This is a genomic window from Nocardia sp. NPDC051911, assembly GCF_040681035.1.
Classification (GTDB): domain Bacteria; phylum Actinomycetota; class Actinomycetes; order Mycobacteriales; family Mycobacteriaceae; genus Nocardia; species Nocardia sichangensis.
Genome location: NZ_JBFAXY010000026.1, coordinates 16,400 through 33,527, shown reverse-complemented (window position 1 = coordinate 33,527; position 17,128 = coordinate 16,400). Strand labels below are relative to the sequence as shown.

At 71.0% G+C, this 17,128-nt stretch carries 6 protein-coding genes; 5 read left to right on the top strand and 1 reads right to left on the bottom strand.

Annotated elements, in window-relative coordinates:
• Positions 1 to 171: 171 nt before the first annotated feature.
• The 5 genes from AB0L97_RS27505 (at position 172) to AB0L97_RS27485 (ending at position 16,129) form a co-directional block, all read left to right on the top strand.
• The gene (locus AB0L97_RS27505; protein ID WP_364434912.1) at positions 172 to 1,464 is read left to right on the top strand and encodes a glycosyltransferase; all 1,293 of its coding nucleotides are present in this window, start codon (positions 172 to 174) and stop codon (positions 1,462 to 1,464) included.
• Between the two features lie 88 nt (positions 1,465 to 1,552).
• Positions 1,553 to 11,524 (top strand): HAD-IIIC family phosphatase, encoded by a 9,972-nt coding sequence (locus AB0L97_RS27500; protein ID WP_364434909.1) that lies wholly within the window; start codon positions 1,553 to 1,555, stop codon positions 11,522 to 11,524.
• A complete protein-coding gene (locus AB0L97_RS27495) occupies positions 11,521 to 13,797 on the top strand; it encodes a thioester reductase domain-containing protein (RefSeq protein WP_364434906.1) in 2,277 nt (758 codons plus the stop codon). Before AB0L97_RS27500 ends, AB0L97_RS27495 begins: the two co-directional genes overlap by 4 nt.
• A complete protein-coding gene (locus tag AB0L97_RS27490; RefSeq protein WP_364434903.1) occupies positions 13,797 to 14,888 on the top strand; it encodes an esterase in 1,092 nt (363 codons plus the stop codon). The genes AB0L97_RS27495 and AB0L97_RS27490 overlap by 1 nt, the downstream gene beginning before the upstream one ends.
• Positions 14,885 to 16,129 (top strand): glycosyltransferase, encoded by a 1,245-nt coding sequence (locus AB0L97_RS27485; RefSeq protein ID WP_364434900.1) that lies wholly within the window; start codon positions 14,885 to 14,887, stop codon positions 16,127 to 16,129. Before AB0L97_RS27490 ends, AB0L97_RS27485 begins: the two co-directional genes overlap by 4 nt.
• On the opposite strand, the gene AB0L97_RS27480 is transcribed toward AB0L97_RS27485, so the two are convergent.
• A complete protein-coding gene (locus tag AB0L97_RS27480) occupies positions 16,112 to 17,110 on the bottom strand; it encodes a Gfo/Idh/MocA family oxidoreductase (protein ID WP_364434897.1) in 999 nt (332 codons plus the stop codon). The two genes, AB0L97_RS27485 and AB0L97_RS27480, sit on opposite strands and share 18 nt — an antisense overlap.
• Positions 17,111 to 17,128: the final 18 nt, after the last annotated feature.

The window sequence follows — 17,128 nt, the reverse complement described above, 5'->3', positions numbered from 1 at the left end:
TTCTGCAGACAGGCAATCGGCCCGTTGAGAACGGCGGGGGGCCGAGTACCGTTCCGAACTCTGTCGAGCGAGCGGACGTCCGCGGGAGGCGGACCCCGACAACGAACCAGATGTCGGCCGATTCGTGGGATTCGGCCGGACGAGCCCAGTGCACGAGCGGAAGTCGATAGTATGCGTGTGGCCTTGTTGCCCGCAGGTACCCGGGGCGATCATCAACCATATCTCGCGTTGGCGCAGGAATTTCGCGCCCGCGGTCACGAGGTGGACATCACCGCCACCCGCAATCAAGCGCAGATCGTGCGCAACGCGGGCTTCGAACCCCATGTGATCCCCTTCGACGCCGCGGAACTGCTCGAGACGACCGCGGCCAAGCGGGCGCTGGCCTCCGGCAAGACGCTGCCGTTCGTGCGCATCATGCTCGACACGGTGCGGATCATCGAAGGTGAGCGCGGTGTCGCGATGCACGAGGTACTCCTGCGCGCCTGCACGTCCGCGGACGTCGTCGTCGCCTGCGCGTCGACGCTGCCGTGGGCGATGGAGTTCCGCGAGAAGACCGGGACGCCGGTACTGGGCTGCCTGCCCTATCCGCTCGAACGCACCGATGAGTTCCCGTCGTCGTTCATGGCGAAGAACATGACCTCGTCGCGCACGCTGTCACGGGCGAGCTACAGCCTGTTCGAATGGTCCTATACGTTCCTGTATCGCAAGGTCGACCGGCAATTGCGCCGTCACATGGGCCTGCCCGGCAGGCCGCGCAATCCTTTCCGGCGCCTGCGTGCGGAGCGGATACCGCTGGTCCACATGGTGAGCCCGATGCTGTTGCCCAAGCCGCACGATTGGCCGGACCGCGCGACGATCGTGGGCGCTTCCGTTCTGCCGCAGCCGCTGCGTGACGCCTGGGGCGAAGCGGTCATCGATCCGGAGCTCGACGCGTGGCTGGGCGAAGGGTCACCGCCCATCTATTTCTGCATGACCGGAATGCCCGTGCTGGATCCGGTGGAATGCCGCGAGATGATCGCGACGGTCTGCGCGCGCTTGGGCGCACGGGCACTCGTCACGGTGAAAGGCGAGGGATTCCCGAAAGGGTTCAGCGCCGACCGCAGCCTGCTGATCATCGATTCGTTCGACTACGACCGCGTCCTGCCGCGGTGCGCCGCGGTGGTGCACCACGGCGGCAGCGGCAACACCCATGACGTGGTGCGAGCGGGGATCCCGGCCGTGGTGATCCCGGTGCACAGCGATCAATTCTTCTACGGCTGGCGCATCGCCGCGCTCGGCATCGGAGCGACCTTCCCGTATCGCACGATCACCACCGATCGTCTGCATCGCGCGTTGGCGCAGGTCTTGACGCCCCAGGTGCGGCAGCGAGCGGCAGAGGTCGGCCACACGGCCGCGAAGGAGAACGGCGTGCCCGCGGCGGTCGACGCCGTCGAGAAACTCGCCGCCGCGACCCCCCGACCATGAGCTGCCGGTCGGCCGCCGCGGACCGATCGCGGCGGCGACCGGCGAGCGCACGACAACCGTGACCGTCGAGTTCCGAAGGTTGTACCGCATGACCGATTACCGTTCGTTCCTCGATATCCTGCTCACCCGCGGCGAGACCGTGCCCGCCGCGACCGCGTACCGCTTCTTGCGCACCGGCGACGCCGACGGCCCCATCGACGACATCACCTATGCCGGGGTGTCTGCCCGGGCGCGGGCGATCGCCGCCGCGTTGCAGGATCGCGGCATCCGCCGGGCTCTGCTGCTGTACCCGTCCGGATTGGATTTCATCACAAGCTTTTTCGGCTGTCTGGCCGCGAACGTCGTCGCCGTGCCCGCCCCGCTGCCGCAGTTGGACTCCCGCTCCCTGCGGCGGTTGCGGCACCTTGTCGCCGATGCCGGCGTGGACGCGGTGCTCACCACCGCCCAGGTCCGCGCCGACGCCACCGCGCCGATCGAGCACCTGCCCGAACTGGGCGAGCCGTCCTGGCTGGCGACCGACGAGATCCCCGACGACGCGGCGGCCTCGTGGCGCAGGCCCGCCGTCGGGCCGGACTCGGTCGCCTTCCTGCAGTACACCTCGGGTTCGACGAGCGCGCCGCGCGGCGTCGTGGTCACCCACGCGAACCTGCTGCACAACGAACGCGCCATCGCCACGGCACTGGGCCATACGCCGGATCTGCTGGCTTCGCTCACCGACGCGCTGTTCGTCAGCTGGCTGCCGATGTATCACGATATGGGGCTCATCGCCCCCGTGTTGCAGACGATGTTCGTCGGCGCGAACGCGGTGCTGTTGTCGCCCAAGGATTTTCTGCAGCGCCCCGAGCGCTGGCCACAAGCGGTCTCCGCGTTCGGCGCGCACACCAGCGGCGGCCCCAATTTCGGCTACGAGCTGTGCCTGCGCCGCATGACTTCCGAACAGATCGACCGCCTCGACTTGAGCTGCTGGAGAGTGGCGTTCAACGGTGCGGAGACGGTGCGTCCGGCCACGGTGCGCCGGTTCGCCGACACCTTCGCGAGTACGGGATTCCGGGCGGAGTCGTTCCAGCCGGTCTACGGCTTGGCCGAGGCCACGCTCATCGTCAGCGCCGCGCGGCTCGGCGCGCCGCCGACGGTGATCCTGCCGCCCGGTCGGTCCGAGCTGGTCGGTGTGGGGCGCCCGGCCGAAGGGCTGTCGATCGTCATCGTGGATCCCGACCGGCACACCGCGTGCGCCGACGGCGTCGAGGGCGAGATCTGGGTGACCGGAACCAGTGTCGCCGCGGGGTATCTGGGCAACGAGACGGCTACCGCCGAGACCTTCCATGCCGGGTTGGACGATGACGATCGCGCTTTCCTGCGCACCGGCGATCTCGGATTCTTCTCCGGCGGTGAGCTGTTCGTCACGGGCCGGCGCAAAGATGTGCTGATCATCGACGGCAAGAACCACTACCCGCAGGACTTGGAGTCGACGGTCGAGTCCGCGCACGAGGCCGTCCGCCCTGGGTGCGTCGCGGCGTTCTCGGTGGACGGGGGCATCGACGGAGAGCTGCCCGTGGTGGTCGCCGAAGTGCGCACCGAGGATCCCGCCGAGCTCGCCGACGCCGAAGCAGCGATCCGCGCGGCGATCGGCGCGGAACACGCGCTGACGCTGCGATCGGTGGTCCTGATCCGGCCCGGCGCCCTCCTCAAGACCAGCAGCGGCAAAGTTCAGCGACAAGCCTGCCGCGCGGCGTATCTCGACGACGAGTTCGCGCCGGTGTCGCCTGTCCGCGGAGAACTCGACGAGGTCGGCGCACCGCGAGGCGAGGCGCTCGGCGCCGAGGAGATGCGGAGCTGGCTGGTGGAGATCATCGCCCGGCTGGCCTACCTCGATCCGGCGCGCATCGACGTGCATCGGCCGCTGGTCGAATTCGGTCTCGGCTCAGCGGATCTGGTGGAACTCGTCGTGGAGCTCTCCGACCGGGTCGGGCGGAGTCTGGACACCAACCTGTTCTTCGAGCACCCGACCATCGCGCAAGTCGTGGCGGCGCTGCACGATACCGCAACCGAGGACGCGCCCGTTCCGCAGCAGGAGCGCAGCGACGACGCCATCGCGATCATCGCGATGGCCTGCCGGTTTCCCGGCGGCGCCGACGATCCGGAAGCGCTGTGGCGCCTGCTGGACGACGGACGCGACGGTCTGTCGGAGGTGCCGCCAGGACGCTGGAGCGTCGACGGGCTCTACGACCCGGATCCGGCGGCGGAAGGCAAGGCCTACACCTTCCGCGGCGGCTACCTCACCCAGGTCGACCAGTTCGACGCCGCGTTCTTCGGCATCGGCCCGCGCGAGGCGGCGGTGATGGACCCGCAGCAGCGGCTCATGCTGGAGCTGAGCTGGGAGGCGATCGAACGGTCCGGCCGCGACCCCAGACAGCTGCAGGGCAGCACGACCGGGGTGTACTTCGGGGTGTACAGCACCGGTTATCTCGCCGACCCCGCTCCGAGCCAGTTGAACGGGCAGGTCGGCACCGGGCTCTCCCCGAGTGTGGCCTCCGGGCGGGTCGCGTACACGCTGGGTTTCCACGGACCCGCCGTCACCCTCGACACGGCCTGTTCCTCATCGATCGTCGCCATGCATCTGGCCGCGCAGGCGCTGCGCGCGGGCGAATGCGATCTGGCCCTGGCCGGCGGCGCGACGCTGCTGATGGGACCGACCGCGCACGTGGAGCTGTGCAAACTCGGTGTGCTGTCGCCGTCGGGACGGTGCGCGCCGTTCTCGGCGGGCGCGGACGGCACGGTGTGGGCCGAGGGCGCCGGTCTGGTGCTGCTGAAGCGGCTCGACGACGCCCGGCGCGACGGCGACCGGGTGCTGGCCGTGGTCCGCGGCTCCGCGGTCAACCAGGACGGGCGCAGCCAAGGTATCAGCGCGCCCAACGGATTCGCGCAGGAGCAGGTCATCAAGGCGGCGTTGCGCGCCGCCGGGCTGAGGCCCGCGGACCTGGACTACGTGGAGGCGCACGGCACCGGCACCGCCCTCGGCGATCCGATCGAAGCACGCGCCTTGGCGCGCGTCTTCGGTCCCGACCGGGAGCCCGAACGCCCGCTCGGCGTGGGTTCGCTGAAATCCAATGTGGGCCATACCCAAGCGGCGGCCGGCATCGGCGGCGTCGTCAAGCTGGTACTCGGGCTGCAACACGAGAGGATACCGGGGATGGCCCATGACGGGCCGCCGACGCCGCAGATCGATTGGGACGGCAGCGGTTTGGCCGTGCGGACCGATTCGGCGCCGTGGCCGAGAGGCGATCGGCCCCGCCGCGCCGGAGTGAGCGCGTTCGGGCTCAGCGGCACCAACGCCCACCTCATTCTCGAAGAAGCGCCCGCCGTAGACGACGAGTCCGGCCCGTTCGACGACGAGCCGGGCGGTCGCGGGATCGCGCTGCTGCCGATCTCGGCACGCAACCGGGTCTCGCTGCACGGTCAAGCCCGACGCCTGCTCGATCACCTCACCGAAGATCCCACAATCGATCCCGCACCCGTGTCCCGCTCGCTGGCTCTGCACCGCACGCCGTTCGAATGGCGGGCCGTCGTCGTGGCGGGCGAGCGGGGCGAAATGCTCTCCGCACTCGGCGATCTGGTCGAGCACCGAGCGGCGCCCGATGTGGTCGTGGGCGCGGACGCGGCGCTCACCGCGGGCAAGACGGCATTCGTCTTCCCCGGGCAGGGCGTGCAGTGGGCCGGGATGGCACGTGACATGCTGGCTCGCTCCGAAGTGTTCCGCGCCGAGTTCGCGCGCTGCGATGAAGCGTTCCGGCACCGCACCGGATGGTCGCTGGCGACCGCGCTGTTCGGTCTCACCGCGGCGCAACTGGGCGACTTCACCCTCGTGCAACCGCTGCTGTTCGCCACGATGGCGGCGCTGGCGGCCACCTGGCGGGACGCGGGCGTCATACCGGATGCCGTGATCGGCCACAGCCAGGGCGAGATCGCCGCGGCCTACGTCTCCGGTGCGCTGAGCCTCGACGAAGCCGCCCACGTCGTCGTGACACGCAGCCGCCTGATGGCCGGCATCACCGAGCAGGGCGCGATGGCGATGATCGGCCTGCCCGCACAGCGACTCGAAGAACGGCTGGCGTCGGACACAGCGGTATCGATCGCGGCGATCAACATCCCCCGCTCCACGGTCGTGGCGGGAGCGCGCGAGGCGGTCGAGGCGCTCGTGCGCGAACTGGAGGACGAACAGGTCGACGTGCGGATGCTGGCCGCGGGACCCGCGCTGGCCGGGCATTCCGCTCTGCTGGAGCCCATCCGGCGGCAACTGCTCGACGAACTCGCCGGGGCGGCCGCCGCCGCGCCGGTCGTTCCCTGGTACTCGACGGTGCTGGGCGGGCGGATGACCGACCCCGCCGACAGCGACTACTGGTACCGCAATGCGCGGGAACCGGTCCGGTTCGCGAGCACGATCGAGCGGATGATCGGCGACGGATACCGGTATTTCGTCGAACTCGGCGTGCATCCACTGCTGACCACGGCGGTGCGAGCCGTCGCGGAGGACACCGGTCACGAGGTCGTCGCGGTCGGCTCGCTGGTGCGTGACCAGGACGGTCCGCGCAGTCTGGCCCGCGCCCTGGCCGCGCTGTGGGTGGCCGGCCACGACCTCGACTGGACCCGCCTCACGCCCGCGCACGGCCGCGTCGACCTGCCGACCTATGCTTTCGACCGGCGGCGGTTCTGGACCGAATCGGTGTCCGAGGACGCCGCGGCGCTGGGTTTGCGGTCCGCGAGCCATCCTTTCGTGGGCGCTGTTGTGCCGCAACCGGATTCCGGCGGTGTGACGCTGACCGGCCGGATCTCCCTGCGGACCCATCCGTGGCTGGCCGAGCATGCCGCGCCCGCCGCGGTCGTCCTGCCCGGCACCGCTCTGGTCGAACTCGCCATCCGCGCCGGTGACGAGGTGGACACCGGAAACGTGCGCGAACTCGTGCTGCACGCCCCGGTGGTGCTCACCGAGGAGGCCGCGGTGCAGATCCAGGTGGTGGTCGCCGACGCCGACGCCGACGGTTGCCGACCCGTCTCGATCCACTCGCGACTCGAACGCGATCTCAACACCTCGTGGACATTGCACGCCCGCGGGATTCTGGCGGCGACGGACGAGACCGATTCCGGCGGCCTCGATGCCGACCGGTGGCCTCCGGCCGGGGCGACGGCCGTCGACGTCGAGGACATGTACGCGCGACTGTCCGATCGCGGGCATCGCTACGGGCCGCTGTTCCGGTCGGTGCGCGCGGCGTGGCGGCGCGGCGGGGACGTCTTCGCCGACGTGGCGCTCCCGGAGCACGCCCACGGCGATGCCGCACGCTTCGAGATCCATCCCGCGTTGCTCGACTCCGCGCTGCACGCGGCGCTGCTGCTGGGCGCGGACGAGAGTGGTTCGGCGCTGCTGCCGTTCGCCTGGACCGGCGTGCGCTTGCATGCCTCCGGCGCGACGGCGTTGCGGGTCCGGATCTCGCTCGACGACTCCGGCGGGGTGCGGGTCATGGCCGACGATCACACCGGACAACCGGTCGTGTCGATACGGTCGCTGCTCCTTCGGCCCGCACCCGAGGCGCAGCTGCTCGACAGCGCGTTGTCCACCGCGCACCGCACCTTGTTCCGGCCGGAGTGGGCGGCGCTTCCGACGCCGATGACGCCGCGGCCGGTCACCGCCGTCGCCTGGTCGCGGCTCGGTCCGCACGAGCCCGCGCCGGACGCGGTGATCATCGAAGCCGCTCGAGGCGATTCGATCGATACGGTGCACACGGCGGTGCGGCGCGCGCTCGCAGGCCTGCAGGCGGCACTGGACGATCCGCGACTCGCGGCGGCGACCATCGTGGTACGCACCCGCGGGGCGATGGCGCTGCCCGGCGAGGACATCGAAAACACCGCGGGAGCGGCGGTCTGGGGCCTGGCCCGCACAGCGCAGTCGGAGAACCCCGACCGCATCGTGCTGGTCGACAGTGCTGACGCCGAGGTCGACGTCGCGACGGTGCTCGCCTCCGGCGCGGCACAGGCGCTGGTGCGTGACGGCGTCCTGTTCGCGCCGCGTCTGGCGCGTCCTCCGGTGTCCGGTGGTGCCGCCCCCGATTTCGGCGACGGTTTCGTACTCGTCACCGGAGCGCCGGGGCGGCTCGGCTCGCTGCTGGCGCGGCATCTGGTGCGGGCGCACGGGGTCACGAAGCTGTTGCTCGCCAGCCGCCGCGGCGCCGACGGCCCCGGCGCGGAGGACCTGCGCGCCGAGCTCACCGGCCTCGGCGCTGACGTGGTCTTCGCCCGCTGCGATGTGGCCGACCGTGCCGCGCTGGCCGAAATGCTGCGCGGACGCACACTCAGCGGCGTCGTGCATGCCGCGATGGTGCTCGACGACGGCACGCTGGGCTCGCTGACGCCCGAACGTCTCGAAGCGGTGCTGCGGCCGAAGGTCGACGCGGCGTATCACCTGCACGAGCTGACCTCGGGCATGGACCTGTCGTGCTTCGTGCTGTTCTCCTCGGTCGCGGGCCTTCTCGGCAATCCCGGGCAGGCGAACTACGCCGCCGCCAACGCCTACCTCGATGCCCTCGCCACCCATCGCGTCGCCCGAGGCCTGCCCGCGCAGTCGCTGGCGTGGGGTCCGTGGAGCCTGGACATGCACGAGGTGATGGCGGCGGCCGACATCCGGCGCATGGAACGCTCCGGCGTGCGCCCGCTCGGCGCGCGTGACGGCTTGGCCGCCTTCGACGCGGCGTTGCGACGGAACGAGCCGGTGCTGGCGCCGCTGCGGATCGATGCCGACGCGATGCGGCGCGCACCGTATGTTCCGCTGCTGCTGCGCGGGGCGATCCGTCCGCCCTCGCGCCGAACGGTCGTGCACCGCGACGCCGCCGACCCGTCGGTGCGGTCCCGGTTCGCCGAGCGGCTGCGTGGATTGCCGCCCGGCGAGGCGACCGCGATCGCGATCGACGTGGTGGCGCGCCGGGCCGCCGACGTGCTCGGGCACTCCGGTGCGGAGGCCATTACGGCGGACCGGTCGTTCCAGGGGCTGGGCATGGACTCGCTGATGGCGGTGGAACTGCGCAACCGGTTGCGCGACGACACCGGCATCCTGGTGCCGCTGAGCGAGATCTTCGCCGGTCGCAGTCCCGCCGCGCTGGCGGAATATCTCGTCGGCGAGGCGGCGCGCACGCAGACGGGCGAGCCCGCCGCGCGCCCGGACGACCAGGACGTCCCCGAGGTCGTCACGCTGCCCGTCACCCGCGATCTGATGCGGCTGCTGCGCACGGCCCAGCAAGGCATTCCGAGCGTCGCCCAGACCGGCGGGCTGGCCATGCGCTTGCCCAGGACGGTGGAACACGCCGAACTGGACGCGATTCTCGATCGCCTCGCCGCGCGGCACGCGGCGTTGCGCACGGTGATCGTGCCCAGCGACGAGCACGGCACCCGGTTGCAGGTGCGGTCCCGACCGGGCGGGCCGCTGTTGCGCTCGTCGGCCGTCGATCGGCTCGATCACGCCGTCACGCGCGTCCGGTTCCGCGAGCTGATGCGCGAGCCGTTCGACTTGGCGGAGGGGCCGCTGTGGCGGTTCGAACTGCTGAGTTCCGATTCCGGCGAGCAGGAGCTCGTCTTCGGAGCCCACCACGGTATGTGCGATGTCCAGTCGATGGTGCTGGTCGCCGGAGAGATCGGCGCCGAGTTGTCCGGCGCCCAATTCCCGGACACGCTGTCCAACAAGGACATGCACGATCTGCTCGCCGCCCAGGCGCCGCAGGCCGAGCCCGACGCCGAGTGGCGCGCGGAATTCGCCGGATGCCGCCGCCTCGAACTCACCCTCGCCCGGCCCAGGCCTGCCCAGCGCACCCATCGTGCGGGCGAGGTGCTGCTGGAGCTGCCCGCGGGGCTGCGCGAGCGGGCGGCGCGACGCGCTCGGGAGCTGGGTATCACGCCCGCGGCGTTGTTCCTCGGCACGCTGACAGTGCTGCTCGCCCGGCGGCAGGACACCGATCGTTTCGCGCTCGCCGTGCCGGTGGACACCCGCATCCACGCCGACGCGCCGACCGCGGTCGGCTACTTCGGTGTGCCCGTGCCGTATCCGGCGGCCGTCGAGCCCGGCGAGTCGATCGACGACCTACTGCGCAGGACCGGCGACCGGCTGCGGCGCCTGCTGGTGCCGGGAGCGGGTTTCTCCGACGTGCTCGCCACGCTCGCCGCGGAGGGCCTGTATCGGGACAACGCGCCGCTGGTCGAGGTGTACTTCAACTATCTGCGGGCCGATGCGCCGGTGCACCGCGCCGACCTGATTCCGGTGGGCACCGGATACTCCGATCTCGACCTCATGGTGGCGGTGCTCTCCGGAGCGGACCGCATCTGGTTCACCTACAACGCCGACATCATCGATGACGCGAGCTGCACCCGGCTCGGGCGCGACTACCTCGCGCTGCTCGAGGAGGTGGTGGAGCGTCCCGGGCTGCCGGCGCGCCCCGCGCGTCCGGAGGCGCCGCGCGGCGTCGCGTTCGCGGCCACGTTCGCGCTGGGCAAGCTGCCGGATCTGTATCGCGCGGCGGCACACGCTCACGGCATCGACGGTCCGACCGTGTTCGAGGCGCCGTACCACCACGTGCCGGCCGGGCTGCGCGACCCGTCCGGGGTCTTCGCCCAACCGTCGACCGCCCTGGGCATCGTGCTGTTGCGCGCGGCGGACCTGGAGCGATTCGGACCGCTCACCGACGACGATCTCGATGAACTCGCCGCACGGTATCCCGCCGCCGTCCGGGAAGCGGCCGAACGCGCTCGCGTTCCGATCATCGTCGGCGTCCTCCCGTCGCCCGAACCCGATGGGCGACTGACGCGGTGGGACCGGCTGGCCGCCGAGCGGCTACGGGAGATCCCCGGCGTCGCGGTTCTCACCGAAACCGACTGGACTCGCGACCACCGGGTGGCGCATCGCTTCGACGCGCAGACCGACGCGCTGGCACACCTGCCGTTCACCGAGGAGTTCCAGGCGGCGGTGGCGCTGACGCTCGCCGCCGTCGCCCGCACGGCCCTGTTGCCCGCGCCGAAGGTCATCGCCGTGGACGGCGACGACACACTGTGGAGTGGCGTGGTGGGTGAGATCGGCCCCGCGGCGGTCACTTTCGATCCGCCGCGGCGCTCGCTGGCGCGGCGGTTGCGGCAATGGCGCGCCGCGGGCACGCTGCTGGTGCTGATCAGCAACAACGACGAGGATTCCGTCCAGGCGGTGCTGGACCGCCCGGACAGTCCGCTGCGCGCCACCGATTTCACCCTCGTCTGCACCGGGTGGGACAGCAAGACCGACCGGCTCGAGGCGGCGGCGCGAACGTTGGGCCTCGCGCTGGAGGACGTGGTCTATCTGGACGACAACCCGGTGGAGATCGCGAAGATGCGTTCCCGCCTGCCGGAAGTGCTCGCGGTGACCTGTCCCCCGATCGAGGAGCTGACCGCGTTCCTGACCCGGTTGTGGCCGGTGACACCGGTGGCGGTGACCGCGGAGGACGCCGGCCGTGCGGAGTTCTACCGGTACGAGCGCGAACGCGACCTGGCCAGGGAGCACGTCGATTTCGCGCAGTTCCTGGACCAACTGGATCTGGAGGTGACCGTCGAGCCGCTGTCGGACCACGGCTTGACGCGTGCGGTCCAACTGGTCCGGCGCACCAGCCAATTCGCGCTGGGCGCGAGCACCGACCAGGATGTCGACCGCTGGCGGGAGGACGGCGAGGTGTGGACCGCCGCGGCGCGCGACCGGTTCGGCGACTACGGGACGATCGCCGTGCTGGCGGTGCACACCGACGCGACCGCGCTGTGGGTGCGCGGATGGCATCTCAGCTGCCGCGCCCTCGGCCGCGGCGTCGAGGAACGCCTGCTCGGCTGGCTGGCCGACCGCGCGGCGGCGCTGGACCGCGCGACGGTGCGTATGACCGTGCACCGCACCGCGCGCAACGTGCCCGCCCGCCGGTTGGCCGCCGCGCTCGGCGGCGGCGACATCGACAGCGAACGAATCGAGGTCGACGTGCCGCTGGATCGCCTGCGCACGTTCCGATCCTGGGCGCGATGACCATGGCCGACAAGGAGTTTCCTGTGCGCAGTCCGAACGGCGGGTACCCGCCGCCCGCCGAGCGAGCCGATCGGCGCGACCTCGCCGAGGCGATCGAACGCGGCGGCGGTCTGGACGTGTCCGCGTTGCTGGCCCGCGCGGGCGGCGACGTGGCCACCGCGACGGCGGCGATCGCGCGTCCCGGCGCGTGGGACACCGACTCGCTCACGGCGGCGGTCATCCAGGTGGCCGACCGCTTCACCGTCGAACCTCTCGGGCCGGACACCGATTTCTTCGACGGCGGCGGAACATCCGTCGCCGCGGTGCGATTCGTGGCGGCGCTCGCCAGGGAACTCGACGTCCACTTCGAGTTGGACGACGTGTTCGCCGACGCGCGGCCGCGCAGGCTGGCGCAGCGCTGGCTGGGCGCGCGAGCGGAAGCCACCGAACGCGAAACGCCGTCGCCGGTGGCGGATACCGTGGACGACGAACTCGCGCAGCTCATGGCCGACGTCGCCGGAGCCGACCGGCTGCCCTTCACGGACCCGCCGGAGCGGGTCGCGCCGCGCCGCGTTCTGCTCACCGGCGCCACCGGCTTCCTCGGCAGCCACCTGCTGCTGGACCTGTTGCGCGGCAGTGACGCCCACGTCGTCTGCCTCGTTCGCGCGCGCGACGACGCCGACGCCGTGGACCGGCTGGCCGCGGCGTTGACGCGTTTCCTGCTGCCGTGGTCGCCGGAGGTGCGCAGGCGGGTGACAGTGCTGCCGGGCGACCTGCGTGAACCGAATCTCGGCCTCTCGGAGAAAGCGTGGGCCGCGCTGGCGGACGAGATCGACGCGATCGTCAACGTCGGCGCGGCGGTCGACTTCCTGCGTGGCTACCGGTCGCTGCGCCGCGGCAACGTGCTCGGCCCGCTGACCCTGGCCCGGCTGGCGGCAACCGGACGACCGAAACCGTTGCACCACGTCTCCTCCATCGCGGTGTTCAACGAGCTCGGCATCGCCTCGATGGGCGAGGACGATCCGGTGGCGAACATCGGCAAACTCGTGATCGGCTACGACCGGACGAAATGGGCGGCCGAGGCCGTCCTGCGGCGCGCCCGCGAACACGGACTGGTCGTCACGGTGCTGCGCCCCGGTGGAATCGGCGGGCACCGCGAGACCGGCGCGCACAATCCGCGCGACCTCAACAGCGGCATCATCGCGGCGCTGTCGCGGTTCGGCACCGTCCCCGCGCTGCGCAATCTCCATGTGGCCCCGGTCGATTGGGTGAGCAAGGTCGCGGCGGCGATCGTGTGCGCGCCGACGGCGTGGGGCCACAACTACCATCTCACCGGCACGCCGACCACGCTGGAGCAGATGCTGGGTGAATCGGCGGCGATCGGCATGGACATGCGGGTGCGGCACTGGGCCGCCTGGTGTGACGAGGTGGTCGAGCGGATCCGCACCGAGCCGGTCCCGGAGCTGGAATCGCTGGCGCAGGTGCTGGGCAGCCCTACCGCGCGTCATCCGCTGGAGACGATGGCGTCCGTTCCGGCCGCGACCGACGAACGCACCCGCGCCTTCCTGCGCGCGCACAACCTGCCCCAACCGGTCCGTTACGGCGCCCGGTCGCAACACAAAACGCTGGAGATGCTCGCGGGCACCGGCCTGGCACGGCTGCCACGGCCGGAGGACCCACCGTATCTGTGGTTCGCGGAGACCCTGGTGGGCACGATCGGGCCCGTCGACGCGGCGGCGGACACTTCCTGCACGCTCAACCTGCGGCTGTCCATCGCGAGCACCCACCAGCTGGTGGCCGGGCGCACGGTCGATGTCGGGGGCGAGCTGCGGTGCGCGCGTCTGCACGACGGCCCGCTCACGGTATCCGGTGTGGCGTCGGTGCGTCCGCACGACGGCATCCCGATGCGGCACGGACTGAAACACCCGCTGATGCACTACCGGCTGTCGCTGCGCGACGCCGATGGCGGGACGTGGTGGCTGTCGGGCTACAAATACGCCGAAGCGCGCCGCACGATCATCCGGCAGGCACGCACGTTGACCGTCGAACTCGGCCGGGAGGACCAACCGGCGAGCCTCGCGGGCGAGGTCGCGGTCCCCCTGCACACCTACCTGCACGATCAAATCGACGGCATCCAGGTGGATCCACGCCTGTCCGAACGCCAGCGGCGGACCGCGAAACTGTTGTGGCTGAGCTGGTTCGGATCCCAGCTCGGCAAGGGCCTACTGGAACCGGCGCTGCGCGTGGGCACCGAACTGCTGGATCTGCGCCGCAACGCGAAGGAGTCGCGCTGATGCTCACCCCCACCCGGCCCGGAGCCGCACCGGTCGTGGAGGAGATCCCGTTCCGCACCGCCGACGGGACCCTGCTCGGCCTGCGGCGCGTGGTCGTCGACGATCCCGAGCGGCCCTCGGTTCTGTTGGTCCACGGCCACGGCGTGTCCTCGGAGATGTTCCTGCTGCCGGAGATCCGCACGATCGTCGACGCTCTCGTCGACGCCGGATACCAGCCGTGGCTGCTGGACTGGCGCGGCAGCTGTCGGCTGCCCTACAACGCCGCAGGCCCGCGTTTCAGCTTCGACGACGTGGCGCTCTACGACCTGCCGGGAGCCGTCGAGGAGATCCGCGGACGCATCGGCGACCGGCGGTTGTTCGTGGTCGCGCATTGCGTCGGCGCCCTGGCGCTGTCGATGAGCATGGCCGCGGGACTGGTGCCCGGCCTCGCCGGAGTCGTCGCCCAAGGCGTGTTCCTCACTCCGAAAGTGAGCGCCGCGGTGCGGATGCGCGTGCTCGTCGGCGGCGAACTGCTCGGCTCCCGCGTCCATCACCTCGAGTCCGATTTCCGCAAAGTCGGGCTGTGGTCGCGGAAAACGCTTTTGTACGCGCTGCTCACCCGGAAAGGGGAATGCACAGACCCCACCTGCCGGATGGTCCACGGCGGCTGGGGCATGGGTGCCGAGCTGTTCGTCCACGACCATCTCGATCCGCGCACCCACGACCGCTTGGCGCAACTGTTCGGGCCGGTCCCGGTGCATGTTCTGCCCCAGTTGCGGCGGATGGAGCTGGCGCATGCCGTGCAGCGCTGGAACGACAACGACGACCGCTACCGCGTGCTACCGGAGAACGCGCTGGACCACGCCGACCGGATCGATTGCCCGGTCCTGCTGTTGTCGGGCAGCCGCAACGAAGTCTGGCTCGACTCCAACAAACTGTGCCACGACGTGCTCACCGCACGGCACCCCGGGCTGGATGTCCGCTACGTCGAGATCCCTTCCTACGGCCATCTCGACACCTTCCTCGGACGCGGCTCCGCACTCGACGTGTACGGGCACATCCTCGAATTCCTCGACGGCTGCTCCACACCCCGAACGCGGGATACGGCGTGAGCGAGCCACCGGGCGACGGACGTTCGCTGCGCATCGCGATGTTCGCGGATTTCCACCCCGCCACCCTCGGCGGCATCCAGACGTCGATGCGCGCACAACGCGCGGCGCTGGAGCGGCTCGGGCATCGCGTCACCGTGTTCACCATTCCCCCGCCGGAGCCCACACCGCCGGACTCCGGGATCGTCGTTCTCACGACCACGGGCGGAATGAGCGTGAACGGGTATCCGGTGGCGCTGCCGACCCGCAGGAACGCGCGCCTCATCGACACGGTCTTCGCCGAGCGCGGTTTCGACGTCGTGCACGCGCAGACCACCTACGGCGCGGGCATCGCCGGATTGCGCGCCGCGCGCAGGCACGGACTTCCCGTCGTCCAGTCCATGCACAGCCGCGACGATTCCTTCATCGAGCGCAATTCGCCGTTTCCCTACCTCGCCGCCCTCACCATGCGCGTGCTGCACGGCGGGTTCGTCGGCTTGCGCAAGGAGCTGCCGCGCCTGCCGGAAAGCCGAACGGCGCGGCACGCCTGGCGGCCGCTCGTCGCGCAGGCACAGGCCGCGGACCACGTCGTGGTGCCGACACGGCATTTCGCGCAGCGGTTGGCCGCTCACGGGGTGGATCGGCCGCTGCACGTGGTGTCCAACGGAGTCGACGACGATCTGGTGCGCGCCCTCCCGGAGCGTTCCCGCGACCGGGGTCACCGGCTGCGGGTGCTGTGGTGCGGTCGCTTCTCCGCGGAGAAGCGACCGTTGGACGCCGTCGAGGCGGTGCGCCTGGCCGAGGGCTGCACCCTGGACATCTACGGTGCGGGAGCGCTGGAAACGCGCCTGCGCTCGGCCGTCGACCGGCCCGGCCTGCGTGAGCGAGTCCGGCTGCACGGCGAAGTGAGCCAGGCGGAGTGCCTTACGGCTATGCGTGCCAACGACGTGCTGCTGTTCCCGTCCGCCGGGTGCGACACGCAGGGCATGGTGCTGCTCGAAGCGGTCGCGGCCGGGATTCCGGTGCTGCACTGCGACCCCGATGTCACCGAAACCGTCCCCGAAGGCGGCGGATTCCGTGCGCGCGACGCCTCGACGGACGCGCTCGCCGAGGCGTTGCGCCTGCTGGCGCAGCAGCGGGACCGGCTCGACTCCATGCGCGAGGTGCTGGCGCGGCACGCGGATCGGACGCTGCAGTCCCGGTTCACCGAACGCCTGGTCGCGGTCTACAACGAGGCGATCGCCGCGTCAGGCCGGTTGCCGTAGCGGCAAACCCGCGGCCGCGTAGATCGCGTCGATGACCGTCATCGTCGCCACCGCGTCGTCCGCCGCGGTGAGTACCGGCTCGCCGTGCCGCACCGCCGCGACGAAGGCGTCGAGCTGATAGGCGTAGGTGCTGCGGCGCGAGACCTGCTCGGTGCGACTGCCGCGCTCCGAACGCACCGACAGCCTGCGCGGCAGCTGCGGCGCCACCGGATTGAGCAACCGCAGTTCACCGCGTTCGCCCACCACTCGCGCACCGATGCGCAGCACGTCCGACGACCACATCGAGCAACGAAGCCGTCCGGTGTGACCGGAAGGAAAGCGCAGCTCGGCGCTCATCGCGCGGTCGATGTCCTGGCCACGTAATTTCGCCGTCGCCGCGACGACATCCGGATTCTCGCCGCCGAAGACCCGCGCCATGTGGACCGCGTAGCAGCCCGCGTCCATCAGCGCCCCGCCTGCGAGGGTGTAGTCGTAGCGGATATCCGAGAACCGCGGCAGCGGAAAGCACATCGCGGTGTCCACCCGCACCAGCTCGCCGAGTTCGCCGGAGGCGATGATCTCCTCGGCCCGCCTGGTCATCGGGTGGTAGCGGTAGTGGAACGCCTCCATGACCACCCGGTCCGACGTCGCGGCCAGCGCCGCGATCTCCCGCGCCTCGGCGGCGTTGGCGGTGAACGGCTTCTCGCACAGCACATGCTTGCCCGCCGCGAGCGCCTCCTTGGTCCACCGGCCGTGCAGACCGTTGGGCAGCGGGTTGTAGACCGCGTCGATGTCGGGTGCGGCGATCAGTGCGGCGTAGCTGTCGAAGACCCGCGCGATGCCGTGCTTCCTGGCGAACGCGCGTCCGCGTCCGGGCTCGCGGGCGGCCACGGCGGCGACCACCACGTCCGGGCTCGCCGCGGCGGGCCGCACGAGAGCCGCGGGCGCGATGCGTGCGGCGCCCAGGATGCCGATCCGCAGGGGCGGTCCGGGTTGCGTCATGGGCGCGACTGTAGCAAT

Excerpts from the sequence above, each read along its gene's own strand:
- AB0L97_RS27505 (WP_364434912.1), top strand. The coding sequence starts at position 172 with ATGCGTGTGGCCTTGTTGCCCGCAGGTACCCGGGGCGATCATCAACCA.
- AB0L97_RS27500 (WP_364434909.1), top strand. The coding sequence starts at position 1,553 with ATGACCGATTACCGTTCGTTCCTCGATATCCTGCTCACCCGCGGCGAG.
- AB0L97_RS27495 (WP_364434906.1), top strand. The coding sequence starts at position 11,521 with ATGACCATGGCCGACAAGGAGTTTCCTGTGCGCAGTCCGAACGGCGGG.
- AB0L97_RS27490 (WP_364434903.1), top strand. The coding sequence starts at position 13,797 with ATGCTCACCCCCACCCGGCCCGGAGCCGCACCGGTCGTGGAGGAGATC.
- AB0L97_RS27480 (WP_364434897.1), bottom strand. The coding sequence starts at position 17,110 with ATGACGCAACCCGGACCGCCCCTGCGGATCGGCATCCTGGGCGCCGCA.